Origin of the sequence: Eubacterium sp. AF22-8LB (assembly GCF_003458715.1) — a bacterium.
GTDB lineage: Bacteria > Bacillota_I > Bacilli_A > Erysipelotrichales > Erysipelotrichaceae > Holdemanella.
Genome location: NZ_QRVI01000017.1, coordinates 21,662 through 36,502, shown reverse-complemented (window position 1 = coordinate 36,502; position 14,841 = coordinate 21,662). Strand labels below are relative to the sequence as shown.

Here is a 14,841-nt window from a genome sequence, read left to right as displayed (position 1 = left end):
CTTCTGGTTCTGATTATTTATTTCATTTAATCCACAAATCCCATGCCTCTTCGATTGATCACATAGGCTGCACAATAATGTACACTCAATCCTTTGATCATTGTATACTTTTCTTTTCCAATCTTACTCGTATTCTTTGGATCAACTTTAATTACATCCACTTCATTCATCAAACATTTTCTTTCTAGTTTTTCTAATATCTTTTTATACGCAAAACTCGATAACGTTTTATTTTGTTTTTTAGGGCGATAAAGCATCCTTGTTTTCAACTGTTTGAAATTCAAGTCTTCAACAACTAGACTCTTCTTCTTGGATTTACATTGCTCCATGATTTCCATGGCCAGCTGATATAGTTCTTCATTGCGTTTGTTCTTTGCATTCTCTTTATGGATTGGATACTTCTTGATTAGTACGATATTTCCATCCTTATTGGTTTCACATAGTGCTATATGGTCCACATTGATATCGATTCCTACGGCTCCATACAATGTATCTGTCTTTGGAAGATTCATATGTTTTTCAAATATAGCTTTCACAATAAAGTATTCACCATAATCCATCAACTCATAGGCTACAGCCTTATCAGGTGAATTGTGTTTTTCATTGACTCTTGCATACAATTCATCCTTGTATTTGTGAAACTCCACTTTGAATACAATGTTTTTCTGCGTACTTCGATAGGTCAACATATCATTATCAACATTTAATTTGAATAGGTTGTTTGAATACTTGCCCTGTCTTCTGCCTGGAATAAGCATTCTTCTTTGTCTTCTGAATCTAAAGGTTTCTAAATCACTTCTCAAATTCTTTTTACCACCAAAACACACAGAAGGCATCTTTCTTTTAAGCTTGAACTTATTCCGATTTCTTCTGAATTTAAGATTGCGAATGATGCTCTTCAATCTTTTGATATTTGGATCCAATACCTGCACCTCATACAAGTAATCCTCTTCTGTATATTTCTTTTTCTTGGATCTGTTGATCAATTTTTCTTTTTCCTTTAAAGCCTTCTTTAATTGCTTCTCCTTCTTTTTGATTTTCTTGTCTATCTTTTTAAGACGAGTCTTGATCAAATCACGATCTTCCTTTTCTCTACATTTAAGACTTTTCACCAAAGCCTTGGCCTCATTAATGGCAGACAAAGGAAAATAATCACTTGTACCATAGAAGGACTTGATCATTCTTTGATCTGTTTCTGAATAGGTAACATCTTTATAGGCACGGTCAAAACAGATCTTGAATGCCTTATGAAACATGCAGTTATACAGTTCAAGATCCTTTTTAATGATAGATTCTGCTTCAGGTTCCAAATCTTTATAATAGATTCTTTGTGACATCGAAAATACCTTCATAAGACAAGTCCTCCTGTTCTATCTGACTCTATTATACTATATTCAAAACACGTTTAATAGATAGATTTGGGACTTTCTGATTTATTTTATTTGTATCATTATATCACCAATGTGTATATGTGATATTTATCGATATTCTCACATGTTCACATTAAATTCACATTGGACTTATTCAGGTCCTTTTTATTTGCCAAGTCTTGTTTACATCTCTATTTAATTCTATACTTCAATTATGGACACTACTTATTATTCAAATATTCTAATTGAAATTTTATCTCTTTTAGATTGTGATGTTAAAAACTTCGATTTCAATCACCTATCAAGAATATCTTCTTCGATAATATTGAATACATTCGAAAATTAGATGCTTCCGGTAAAGCTCGTCCTTGCATTTTAGACAATGTCGAACGTTCATTACTTTACTACACATGTTATCTTGGATTTGATCAGTTTGAATGTACTGATTGTGACAACTGGAATATTATTCAACATTCATGTCATTCCAGGTTCTGTAATGCATGTGGTGTTAAATATGCCAAACAGCTTGCAGCCAGGGCTACTTCTTTTTGTCTTGACTGCCCTCATAGACACATTGTCTTTACTATTCCTGAAGAACTTTGAAATTGGTTCAGACAAGATCGTACTCGACTCAATCTATTGTTTGTTGCAGCTAGAAATACAATATGTATACTTATGAATAGATTATTATTAAAGAAATTGAAAACGAAACAATTAAGGAATACTCATTATATATTCAAAGATATTCCTGTTCGTAATGAATTTGGCATGATTGCAACTATGCATGCTTTTGGAAGGGACCTTAAATGGAATCCACACATCCATTGTCTTGTACCGGAACTTGTATATTCGCAAAAAACAAACAAACTTAAGATGTTCCACCATTTCAATTTTTCTAGGCTTCGAAAAAACATTTCAATATCAGCTGATACATCTCATCATTGAATCTGGTAGTTTGAGTAAACTAGAAGAAAGAAACAGACTCTATAAAAAACACCCAAAAGGTTTCTATGTCTATGCCAAATCTAAATCAGATAATAATGATTCCAATAATGGTAAAAACATTCAAGGCTGCATAAACTACTTCATTCGCTATGCAGGTAGACCTGCCATGGCTGAAAATAGAATTACAGAATACAATAAAGAATCAAAGACTGTCAGTTGATTCTACAATGATCATAAGGATGAGAAAAGATATGATGTCACAGATAATGTGATCGACTTTATTAACCGCCTTATTATACATATACCAGACTACCATTTCTTAACCACTCGATATTATAGATTCTATGCCAATGCTTCTAAGAAAACATTGGATAAAGTTCATGCACTTCTTGGAATCAAAAAGAATAAAGATTATTCTCGTGAAACAAGAACTAAAGCCTTAAAAACAAACTCAATAAATTCAGATACCGCACACACTTGATTAATTCTTTTAACCTAAGACCCAATTCAATGTAAATGTGGATCTATAATTAAGTATACCTATACATACAATCCTTTAGAAAACTCAAAGAATGACAGAACATACAGAAAAAGATGTATTGATGAAATGATGCGAATGTATAAAAGAAGGATATAACCAATAAGAACTCCATACTAAACAAGGCTATTACCAATAGTCTGTTTTGTCATGCCAATAAAGTTCTAAACCCAGATAATTCGGTCATTTTTAAATTTTCAAATTCATCTTCTCCGAAACCAATTTCTTAATATATAAAAAATACAAATCCTACTAAAATATGCAAAGACAAAAGAAAGCGTAGGTACAACACTACGCTTTACAAAATATCGATATTTTCTCCAGATAAAGCCTTATTCATGCTTCGTACAGCACAGAATTTTCCGCACATACTACAAGTATCACTGTGATCTTCTTCTGGCATACGTGATTGACGAATAGCTTTTGCGGTTTCAGGATCTAAAGCACACTCAAATTGTGCATCCCAGTCCAAAGCCTTTCTTGCGTCTGCCATCTTGTCATCAATTTCTCTAGCTCCCGGTACCCCTTTGGCAATATCAGCCGCATGCGCCGCAATCTTAGATGCGATAATTCCCTGCTTTGTATCTTCTACATTTGGAAGTGCTAAATGCTCTGCAGGTGTTACATAACATAGGAAGGCAGCTCCTGACATAGCGGCAACCGCACCACCAATGGCAGCTGTAATATGATCATATCCAGGTGCAATATCTGTAACGATTGGACCTAGCACATAGAATGGAGCTCCCATACAAATTTGTTGCTGAACCTGCATATTGGCAGCTACTTGATTTAAAGGTACATGTCCAGGGCCTTCTACAATTACCTGAACATTGTGTTCCCATGCACGTTTTGTAAGTTCACCTAAACGAACCAATTCTTCAATCTGACATACATCTGTCGCATCTGCCAAACATCCTGGACGGCAAGCATCTCCTAAAGAAATTGTCACATCGTATTTTTCACAGATGTCTAAGATTTCGTCATAATATTCATAGAATGGATTTTCCTCACCTGTCATTGACATCCACGCAAATACTAAGCTTCCTCCACGAGAAACAATATTTGTCTTACGTTTGTGTTTTTTAATTTGATCAATTGTTTTTCTAGTGATTCCACAATGTAATGTCACAAAGTCCACACCATCCTTGGCATGTAATTCAACAACATCTAGAAAATCCTTAGCTGTTAAAGTATTTAAATCTCTTTGGTAGTGAATTACACTATCATATACAGGTACTGTACCAATCATAGCTGGACATTCTGCCGTTAATTTTTGACGGAATGGCTGTGTATTTCCATGACTCGAAAGGTCCATAATGGATTCTGCACCTAAATCTACGGCAGCCATAACCTTCTTCATTTCAATGTCATAGTCTTTACAGTCTCTAGATACACCTAGATTGACGTTGATCTTTGTGCGTAACATACTACCTACACCTTCTGGATCTAAAGATTTGTGGTTTTTATTTGCCGGAATAACAACTTTTCCACACGCAATTAACTCACGTAGAGCTTCTTCTGTCATTTTTTCTTTTTTCGCTACAATCTTCATTTCTGGCGTAATAATTCCTTTACGCGCAGCATCCATTTGTGTGGTATATGTAGCGCCTGTACTTACTGTACTTTCATTTGTGTTCATTTTAATTCTCCTTTTCAAATGATTATTTAACGTGACAAAAAGTGGTGCTCCCATTTTGCCACTAAAAAAGTGAGCAGCCAAAATAGGTCTACTCACATCAAAACAATGTATTTTCCTACGTTGGCATTATCCAAATCAGGTTATAGGTCGAAAGTCATACTTTCCTCTCAGCCTGTCATACAAGCTCCCTTTTTTATTTACATTTAAGTTATACACCAATTTTTTAAGATAGTAAAGACTAAATTACTTTCTAAAAATTGTTGCACTACAGCCATCCTTCTTTTTACTTTGATACATGGCTGAATCTGCTCTATAATACAAATCATCAAAGCTAAGCTCTTCTTTTCCATCATAAATACATGCTCCCAGACTAATCACGATCTTTTTATCTTCAAGCGCTTCAATTTTGATATTATTTATATTTTCAAACAAACGATCAATAAAAGATTGTGCACATTTTTGTTCCGTTACCCCAGGAATAAACATCGCAAATTCATCTCCACCTAAACGCATCACAACATCCTTATCGCGACATGATTTTTGGAGCGTATTCGCAATCGCAATAATCACTTCATCTCCTACCATATGGCCATAGGTATCATTAATGGCTTTAAACTTATCGCAATCCACTAAGCACATCATGCCACTAACTTTATTATTCAAAACACGCTCAATCATCTTTTCACCACTACCACGATTAGATATACCTGTCATAATATCGGTTTGTGCCATATATAAAAGCTTATCTTCCCTTTTCTTTTGTTCATCAATACATTCCACACAATATAGTACATGTAACAAATGACCATCCTCATCATAATCGACTGGAATAAAACGACTTCGACACCAGCCAGAAAGCTTACCATAAAATACATTCTCAATTGATTTTCGATTTTTTAATCTTTCTTCCAAAGTATTTAAATCAATAAAATCAAACTCGTATTCTAAATATTCTGGCTTACAAAACTTTTTATAAATTGTACGCATATGCTTCATAAAATTATCTTCAATATCGTATTTTTCATGTAATGCTTCTCTTCCTAAATATTTCAAAACAACATTATTGATTTTGACAATATGAAATTGATGAGTCTGCACATTAATATAGTGCATCGACATATAGATTTGAGCCAAGGCTGAATAGCCACTTAATTTAGCTGCCCTTTTTGTTTTGATCTGTGCATTACGAATTTTTAGAAAGGAAACTACCATCGTCGCAATCATATCTAAGAAGGTCGTTAATCCTAAGTTTTCATTGATTGGTGGATTATCAACGCCAAAGAATGCACTGATTTCATCTTTGTAGCGAATTGGACAAACCACTAGTGATTTCACATTTTGTTTCAATAACGTACTATACGTATATGGATGCTCTTCTTTGATTGTTTCAACATCTTGAATGATCACATTCTTTCCTTCATCAAAAATATCGTACCACCAATTAATAATATTCATATCTACATCCTGTAGATTATCAATTTCTTTCGATACACCCTGTGCACACCATTCATATGTATTAACTGCCACATGCTCTTTTTTATTATCTTCAAAAATATAAAACCGATCACACCCAATATGCTTACCAAAAAAACTAATAAATTCATAAATTTGTTCATCTGGCATATCATACATCAGGGCAGATCTTAAAGCCTCATTGATTACCAATTCATACTTCATGAGTGTCTTCATAAAAGCCTGCCTTTCTTTGTAAGAAATCTTTATTTATTAAATTATAATATGACTTTGGTTATATTATAGTTATATTTCAACCAAATAAATAATTTATTTATATACACAAAAATAAACTCTTTTAGTTATTTATCGCAATTATGACCCATCATATCTCTGACTACTCCTCACCGCAAGTAGTGAGGACTTTGAACTGACAACATTATGCAGCAATCGCACATTATTTTCAAGCTTTGGATTTGTGTCTTTCTGTTGGAGAAGTGAACTCTACAATCAAGCACTACATTTAGCACACAAGAAATTGTTTTCTGTATCTCTACATGAAAACATGAAGACATGATTTCGAATCTGTTCTTCCTTAGTAACTTGATTTATATATCTAAGATTTGATTGATACTCATTAATTTCTGAGAAAAATCCCTATTTTCTATTGTTCTATCTTCTTTAAAACGAAAAAAGCTTAGCACGACACTAAGCTTATAAAATCTTCTTCATTTAAAGGCTTTGAATAATAGAAGCCCTGTATTTCATCGCATTCCATTTCTTTAAGACAATCTCTTTGTTCCTTTGTTTCTACCCCTTCAGCCACAACCTTCAAATCTAGGCCATGGCACAAATCGATAGCTTGTTGAACTATTTTTTTACCTCGATTCTGATTGATACAGTCAATCAAACTCTTATCAAGCTTAACAGTTGTAAATTTCAGTTCATTTAAACTCGTCAAAGAAGAATATCCGGAACCAAAATCATCCATATGAAGCTTAAATCCAGCTTTCACTAGCTGATTTATAATTGCTGCAATTTGTTGTGAATATAAAGCAGCAGATTCCGTTAATTCCAATGGAACGCACGCAAATGGAATATCATTTTCTTTTACAATTTCAACATATCGCTCTACGACATTATTAAAATGAATACTTGCACGAGACAAATTAATGGAAATAGGAACGACAGGCAAATGATTTTGAATACGTTCATGCTGGAAGTTACATACACTTTTAAAAACATATTCATCTAATTGAACAACCAATCCATCCTTTTCAAATAAAGGAATGAATTTACCTGGTGGAATCAATTCTCCATCCGATTTCTGCCAACGTACCAAGGCCTCTGCACCTACGATATGTTCATCTTTTACATCATATTTTGGTTGAAAATACACCTTAAATTCTTTATTTAAGATCGCATTCTTAAAATCATTTTCCATTTGTCTTTGTGCCAATAATCTTTGATTCATTTCTGAAGTAAAGAAGGCAATATTTGTTTTAAAATCCTTTGAAATGCTCTTTACAGCTATCAAAGCACGGTCACAAATAATTGGAATCTGAAGACTCTTATCTATATTTTCATATATACCCATTTTAATACGAATATTAGGAATTGGTGCTTCCTCGACAATCTTATTCAAATTCTTTTCTATTTTTTCAACTTGCAGTTTATCATTACTATGGAACAAACCTAAGAGCTGATCTCCTTCATAACGTGTCAATAAACCATTCTTTCCATAATACCGGAAGGCATTCGCAAGATAGACTAATACTTCATTTGCTTTTTTCGTACCATATGTTCCGTTGATCAGCTTAAAATCAGCTATATCCAAAACAATCACATAACAATTTTCATTGGAAATAAAATTAATAAAAGTTCTCGCATGATGATAAAATGCCTGTCTTGTAAACAAAGCCGTTAATTCATCCTTTTCAATAGCTGCCAAAGTCATGCTGGATTCTCTAAGCTTTATAACACTGTCAATACGACTCTTAACAATTCTTGCATTGTATGGCTTTGTGATAAAATCAACAGCTCCTAGGCCTAAGCATTTTAATTCATCTTCCTGTGAATTATTTCCTGTTGTTACAATGACTGGAACATTCGCGAGTAAAGAATCTGATTTTTGACGATTCAAAAATTCAAATCCATCACATATAGGCATCACAACATCTAACAAGATGATTGAAATATCTTTATAATTCTGAGATAAAATTTTCAAGCCCTCTTCTCCATTGACGGCTTCGAGAACTTCATAATCATCCTCTAATGTAACCTTTAATATTTCACGATTGATTTCATTATCCTCGACAATTAAAACCTTTCGTCTAAGTCCATTTGGCACAATCGTATTATCCATCATATCTAAATTGTTTCTACGAATATCTAAGTCTTCATTCGCAAAACCAATAATAATTTGAGTAAGCTTATTACCTTCCATGATACGTCCAAAATGTGTATACATAAAATGAACTTCCGTATCACTTTTTGATTGATAATGAATATTAAAGTGTTCTGATTTTTCTAACCTTGCATAAAGAGAATCAAATGAAAGAGCCATTCGTAACATATCTCGATTTTTTTCATAGACACGCTCATCAATATATTGATTCATCGCATCATCATAATTCATGCATAAAGAAAAACCAGGCAACTTTAATGTTTCCTTAAAAGCATAGATTTGTTGACTCTCACAATCAACAATATAGATGTTTTTAAATTCATCGCCTAGTATTTGATAAATGCGACTAGAATCAAAATCTTTCATAAAAACCTCTTTCAAATAATATAAATAACCAACATTATTATATAACCAAAACTTTCATTACGCAAACAACCCAAAAAAATAAAAAATAAAAAATAAAAAAAGTGTCTAATGACACTTTATCATTATTTACGGTTTGCGTTTACCGATTTCATGATTTGACGAATCTGTGCTTCACTAGGTTTACGTCCCATTTGTAAGAACATTGCACGAATCATCTTTTCATTAATAGGTGGATTTTCTTTAATTTCTTTTTCAAACTTCTTACGAGTGAAGTAGAAAGTAACCAAGCCACCAACGATGGCTCCCACTATCGTATAAAAAATTGAACCCATGTTTTAGTCAACCTCACTATCTACTCATTTATTCTACTATCTTTTTACGCTTTTGACAATATGAATTGACCACTATATTCCGTTAAAATTACAGATAAGAAGATCAATAAGCCTCCTAAAATCATAATTGGACTCTTTGCTTCATGTAATAATATGAAACCAAATACATTCGCAAATAAAGATTCTGTACACAAAAGTACACTTGCACTTGAGGCATCTGTATACTTTTGTGCAAGTGTCTGCAGCTGGAAAGCTAGATATGTCGCAATTAAAATCATATATCCACAGCTCAAATACGCATGCATTGTGATTGTTTCAGGAATGGTTTCCAAGCCTAAAGCCAAAGGAACGGAAAGTAAAGCCGCAATACTCATTTGTACGGCATTAATTGCGATGGAATTGCTGTTTTTTGTTGCATACTCCAAGGAAATAATGTGACACGCAAAGAACAAAGCACATGTCAGTGATAAACAATCACCAAAACTAAATAAGAAATAGCCTTTTGATAAGCTTAAACATGCGATTCCTGCTAAACACACCATACTAGCCAAAAGCTGACGGTTGCTCGGTTTCTTTTTCCAAAGAATCCATACTATATAAGGTACAAGTACAACATTAACAGCTGTTAAGAAAGCATTTTGTCCTGTATTTGTCAAAAACAAGCCAAAGGTTTGAAAGGCAAACGCCAAATACATCAAGACACCCGAAATACTTCCTCGTACAAGTGCTTCCTTTGAAATCTTCACTTTACTTGTCATGCAAACTACAATACTGACAAGAGCCGCTCCAGTAAAGCGAATCATTAAAACAGTAAAGGGAGCAAAAGTTTGTAATGCAGCATCTGTAGCAATAAAGCCACCACCCCATATAGCTGCTACTAAAAGGCAAACAAAATTGGCTTGTTGTTTACTCATATCTTAATCCTTATCGAACAAAGATGGTTGCTCAAAATCATCTTGTTTTACCCAGAAACCATCTTCCACATTTTCTAGTGGTGAAATCCATTCAAAACGATCAACCTTGCCAAATGGCGAAGAGAATGTAGATTGTGCATTCATTAAACTGATTTCTTTCGCTTCAAAACGTAAAATCTCATCTGTATAGACTTCACACTGCGAATTTAGATCTACCATTTGAACATTCAATATCGTATTTGGATTAGACTTTACAAGCTTACAAACACGATTTCCCTTAGCAGGACGATTTAATGAAGCAATTTCAATCTGTTTCATACGTTTCAAAGATAATGTAGTTGTAGAAATAAGAACTTGCTCATCACGATTTTTATTGATACAAATAGAAGCTACACCATCATCCTTGGATAAGTTTGTGGCCTTTACACCTTTTGATTTATTTGAAACCAAAGGAATTTGTTCTACCGGATACATCAATCCATAACCTTGTTCCGTTACTAAAATAACCTGATCATCTGGCTTATAAGATAGGGTTGCACAAATCATTTCGTCCATAGCCCCAATTTTCATGCATACCATGGTTTTATTCGAACGACTCACTTCAAACTCTTTTAAATCTGTTCGTTTGATCATGCCATGGCGACTAGCACTTACAACATGAACTCCTGATTTAAAGGAATCCAATACGTAAGCTGCGATGATTTTTTCACTTGAATCCATCTTGATATAATTCGAAATATGACTACCTAGATCCTTCCATTTAGCCTCTTCAATCTGATATACCGGAATATATCCATATGTACCTCGATTTGTGAAGAACAATAGTGTCTGTAAAGTATGACTAGCTCCGTAACAAATCAATGAATCCGTGTCCTTTCGTTGTGTCATCGCATCATTTGAAGCATTAAAGCTACGCATTGATACACGTTTAATATAACCATCACGAGTCACAGTAATCATACATTCTTCTTTTGAAATCATAGCTTTTTCATCAATAACAATTTCCTTAACTTCATGTACAATATCTGAAAGTCGAGGAGTATCAAATTCTTCATTGACCTTTTCTAATTCTTCAACCATGACCTTATGAAGCTCGCACTTATCTGAAATAATTTTTTCTAATTCGGCAATATCACTTTGAAGCTGCTTAAATTCAGCTTTTAGTTCTTTCACATCTGTATTCGTTAAACGATACAAACGCATCACTACAATGGCCTCTGCCTGCTTTTCTGTAAAGCCAAAGCGCTCAATCAAATTCTTTTTGGCATGTGACTTATCCTTCGACTTACGAATGATTTGAATAATTTCATCCATAACACTTACAGCTTTGATTAAGCCCTCTAATATGTGTGCTCGATCTTTTTTTGCTGCCAAATCATACTTACTTCTACGAATGACAACATCTTCTCTATGGACAATAAATGCATCAAGCATCATTGCCAAAGACATCTGTACGGGTGCCTTATTTACAATCGCAATGACATTGTAGTTATATGAAACTTGTAAATCCGTATTCTTATACAAGTAATTTAATATTTGTTCATCATTACTATCTTTTTTAAGATCCACGACAATTCTAAGTCCTGTACGATCACTTTCATCACGAACATCTAAAATACCATCAATTTTTTTATTTAAGCGAATCTCATCAATTTTCTTTACAAGATTCGATTTGATTACCTCATAAGGAATCTCATGAATCACAATTTGTTTAATTGTACGAGTAGGGACAACCTCGACCTTTGAACGAATCAAGATACGTCCGCGTCCTGTTTGAAACGCTTGTTTAATTCCATCAAGACCCATGACAATACCGCCTGTAGGAAAGTCGGGTCCTTTGACAAACTGCATCAATTCTTCTAAGCTGCAGTCTGGATGGGATATACGATAAATACTAGCTTGAATAACTTCATTTAAATTATGTGGTGGAATATTTGTGGCATATCCAGCGGCAATACCTGTAATTCCATTCACTAACAAGTTTGGAAATCGAGCAGGTAATACGGTTGGCTCCATTTTTTCATCTGAGAAGTTAGGTGCCCATTCCACTGTATCTTTATCAATATCCTGTAATAAAAAATCACTGATTTTGGCAAGACGTGCTTCCGTATAACGCATCGCAGCCGCTGGATCATCATCAATAGACCCATTATTTCCTTGCATATCAATCAATGGGTTGGTAATTTTCCAGTTTTGCGACATACGAACCATCGCATCATATACTGAGCTATCTCCATGAGGGTGATAGTTACCAATTACATTACCGACTGTCTTTGCGGATTTATGATAGGGCTTATTGTATGTATTCCCATCTTCATACATCGCATACAAGATACGTCTTTGAACAGGCTTTAAACCATCTCTTGCGTCTGGTAAAGCACGTTCTTGAATAATATATTTTGAATATCTGGCAAAACGATCTGCCATGATATCTTCTAAAGAATTCTTTAAAACATTATGTTTTACTTCTTTTTCTTTCACGCACTTACCTCCTTATAATCATCCTCTAATGTAAACACGACATTATCTTCGATCCAATTACGACGAAGCTCCGCTTTGTCACCCATTAACTCTGTTACACGTTTTTCTGCCATCATCGCATTTTCAATCGTCACACAAAGTAATGTTCTTGATTCAGGATTCATTGTCGTATCCCATAGCTGTGTGGCATTCATTTCACCAAGACCTTTATATCGAGTAATGGTATAGCCATTCTTCAATTCAGCTTTTTTCTCATCTAATTCTTCATTCGTATATAAATAATATTCTTTTCCACCTTTCGCAATACGATAAAGTGGTGGAAGCGCAATATACAACATTTCATGTGTAATTAAATCGCGCATATAACGATAGAAGAATGTTAATAATAAATTTTGAATGTGTGCCCCATCATCATCGGCATCGGTCATAATAATAACCTTATAATAGTTAGAATCCTCTGCCGTAAAATTAGCACCTACTCCGGCTCCTAAAGCATGAATAATAGTATTTAATTCTTCATTCTTTTCAATAGCTTCAAGACTTGCCTTTTCTGTATTTAATACTTTACCACGCAAAGGCAAAATCGCCTGATATTTAGAATCACGTCCCTGCTTTGCAGAACCACCGGCAGAATCCCCTTCGACTAAGTATAACTCTTTTCTTCTAGCATCCTTACTTTGTGCAGATGCAAGCTTTCCAGATAAAACTCTTTCTGAACGGTTCTTGCCCTTTCCATTACGAATATCCGCACGAGCTTTACGAGCTGCATTACGTGCTTGCGCTGCCTTAATGATTTTTCGAACTAAGGCATTTGCGATTTCTTTATTCTCCTCTAAGAAATAACGAAGATTTTCTGATACAACCGTTTCCGTAGCCGGTTTCGCCTCTGGTGTCCCCAACTTTTCTTTTGTCTGACCCTCAAATTGAAGATAATCTTCAGGAATCGTTAAATTGATGACAAGTGTTAATCCTTCTCTAACATCATTTCCATCAAAGCCTTTATCTTTTTCCTTTAAGAACCCATTTTTACGAGCATATTCATTGAAGACTTTTGTGAAGGCTTGTTTCGCTCCTGTTTCATGTGAACCTCCATCACGAGTACGAACCATATTTGTGAAAGAAAAAATATTTTCCTGATACTCATCTGTATATTGGAAGCATCCCTCCACTACAATTTGATTACTTTCTCCTCTGAAGCTAATTGAATCGTGCATTGGCGTATGATCTTGATTCACTTCTTCAATAAAAGCCTTTAATCCATCTTCATATTGATAGATCACTTCTCTTTCTTCCTTACGTTTATCACGCACAATCATTTTTAACCCTTTTAATAAAAAGGCATCCTCCTGTGCTCGTTCACAAATGGTTGAATAAGAGAAATGAACCGATTTAAAAATAGATGGATCCGGTTTAAAAGAAACAGTACTTCCTGTACGATTGGTCTTTCCTACTTTTTCAAGCTTTCCAATCTTACTTCCCCCATCTTCAAATGTCATACTCCATATATTTTTCCCATCATGAACGGTCACCTTACACCATGTACAAAGTGCATTTACAACACTGGCACCTACACCATGTAATCCTCCAGCACTTGTATAGCCTCCATGACTAGTAAATTTTCCACCTGCATGCAGAATGGTAAAGATAACTTGAAGTGTGCTCACTCCCGATTTATGCTTTCCAACAGGCATTCCACGCCCATGATCTTCTACAGTGACGCTGCCATCTTTTTCTAATGTGATCGCAATTTCATTACCATATCCATTTAAGGCTTCATCAATCGCATTGTCTACAATTTCCCAAACAAGGTGATGCAGACCCTTTGAATCCGTAGATCCTATATACATACCTGGACGCTTTCTAACGGCATCCAAACCCTCTAAAATAACGATACTATTTTCATTATATTGTTGTTTTGGCATACTATCCCTACTTTCCAACGTAATTTTTATTATATCAACAAATCAAAAAAAGTGCACATAAATTCCTGTTAAATCTACCATTGAATATACTTCTTATATCCACATCATATATGTCAATTTATTAAAATTAAAAAGATGTTTTGCATACCCTTTTCTCAAACCCATACTTTCCTTTCCATGTCCTGCGACAGGTTCAATTATGTCTACTTCTAACAATTTAGTTAGTATTTAGATACAGCTAAACGCTATAATCCAACAAGATCCATGACATCTTCTCTGCCAAATACTTGATTGTATCCAAATTCTTCAAAAAGAGTTTCAATATGATGTATTGTTTTCTTACTGAAATTAACACTTCCAATATCCACTTTTTCGACATACATTTTATATCCACATCATTTATGTCAAATCATTAATTTTTTCATCCAATTCTCGACTAAGTAGATCAAAACTGCTAAAATAAGTTTCGAGGTGG

At 34.3% G+C, this 14,841-nt stretch carries 12 protein-coding genes, 1 pseudogene and 1 riboswitch; of the genes and pseudogenes, 4 read left to right on the top strand and 9 right to left on the bottom strand.

Annotated elements, in window-relative coordinates; genetic code table 11:
- Positions 1 to 26: 26 nt before the first annotated feature.
- A complete protein-coding gene (locus DWY01_RS07645; RefSeq protein WP_117995554.1) occupies positions 27 to 1,352 on the bottom strand; it encodes an IS200/IS605 family accessory protein TnpB-related protein in 1,326 nt (441 codons plus the stop codon).
- Between the two features lie 318 nt (positions 1,353 to 1,670).
- Between DWY01_RS07645 and DWY01_RS12020 the strand changes: the two genes are divergently transcribed.
- The 4 genes and pseudogenes from DWY01_RS12020 to DWY01_RS12005 form a co-directional block, all read left to right on the top strand.
- Positions 1,671 to 1,973 (top strand): transposase zinc-binding domain-containing protein, encoded by a 303-nt coding sequence (locus DWY01_RS12020; protein ID WP_117995570.1) that lies wholly within the window; start codon positions 1,671 to 1,673, stop codon positions 1,971 to 1,973.
- Between the two features lie 72 nt (positions 1,974 to 2,045).
- A complete protein-coding gene (locus tag DWY01_RS12015; RefSeq protein ID WP_147332170.1) occupies positions 2,046 to 2,315 on the top strand; it encodes a transposase in 270 nt (89 codons plus the stop codon).
- Positions 2,316 to 2,325: 10 nt separating this feature from the next.
- Positions 2,326 to 2,535 (top strand): transposase, encoded by a 210-nt coding sequence (locus tag DWY01_RS12010; protein WP_158553678.1) that lies wholly within the window; start codon positions 2,326 to 2,328, stop codon positions 2,533 to 2,535.
- Positions 2,536 to 2,550: 15 nt separating this feature from the next.
- Positions 2,551 to 2,796: pseudogene (locus tag DWY01_RS12005) on the top strand (hypothetical protein); the annotation flags it as partial.
- Positions 2,797 to 3,151: 355 nt separating this feature from the next.
- On the opposite strand, the gene thiC reads toward DWY01_RS12005, so the two are convergent.
- The 8 genes from thiC to DWY01_RS11535 all read right to left on the bottom strand — a co-directional run bounded on the left by thiC (position 3,152) and on the right by DWY01_RS11535 (position 14,749).
- Complete coding sequence (thiC, locus tag DWY01_RS07620; protein ID WP_117995550.1) at positions 3,152 to 4,492, bottom strand: phosphomethylpyrimidine synthase ThiC; 1,341 nt, start codon at positions 4,490 to 4,492, stop codon at positions 3,152 to 3,154.
- Positions 4,493 to 4,587: 95 nt separating this feature from the next.
- Positions 4,588 to 4,693, bottom strand: a riboswitch (TPP riboswitch).
- A 42-nt stretch (positions 4,694 to 4,735) separates the two neighbouring features.
- Positions 4,736 to 6,181 (bottom strand): GGDEF domain-containing protein, encoded by a 1,446-nt coding sequence (locus DWY01_RS07615; RefSeq protein WP_117995549.1) that lies wholly within the window; start codon positions 6,179 to 6,181, stop codon positions 4,736 to 4,738.
- 460 nt (positions 6,182 to 6,641) lie between these two features.
- Positions 6,642 to 8,717 (bottom strand): EAL domain-containing protein, encoded by a 2,076-nt coding sequence (locus DWY01_RS07610; protein ID WP_117995548.1) that lies wholly within the window; start codon positions 8,715 to 8,717, stop codon positions 6,642 to 6,644.
- A gap of 122 nt (positions 8,718 to 8,839) precedes the next feature.
- Positions 8,840 to 9,049, bottom strand: coding sequence for a YneF family protein (locus tag DWY01_RS07605; protein ID WP_117995547.1), 210 nt, complete (start codon positions 9,047 to 9,049; stop codon positions 8,840 to 8,842).
- A 44-nt stretch (positions 9,050 to 9,093) separates the two neighbouring features.
- Positions 9,094 to 9,963, bottom strand: a complete 870-nt coding sequence (locus DWY01_RS07600; protein WP_117995546.1) for a DMT family transporter — start codon at positions 9,961 to 9,963, stop codon at positions 9,094 to 9,096.
- Between the two features lie 3 nt (positions 9,964 to 9,966).
- Positions 9,967 to 12,444: a DNA topoisomerase IV subunit A gene (parC, locus tag DWY01_RS07595; protein ID WP_117995545.1), complete on the bottom strand. Its 2,478-nt coding sequence runs from the start codon at positions 12,442 to 12,444 to the stop codon at positions 9,967 to 9,969.
- The gene (gene parE / locus DWY01_RS07590) at positions 12,441 to 14,366 is read right to left on the bottom strand and encodes a DNA topoisomerase IV subunit B (protein ID WP_117995544.1); all 1,926 of its coding nucleotides are present in this window, start codon (positions 14,364 to 14,366) and stop codon (positions 12,441 to 12,443) included. Before parE ends, parC begins: the two co-directional genes overlap by 4 nt.
- Positions 14,367 to 14,611: 245 nt before the next feature.
- On the bottom strand, positions 14,612 to 14,749 hold the full coding sequence (locus DWY01_RS11535) for a hypothetical protein (protein WP_158553677.1): 138 nt from the start codon (positions 14,747 to 14,749) through the stop codon (positions 14,612 to 14,614).
- Positions 14,750 to 14,841 lie beyond the last annotated feature (92 nt).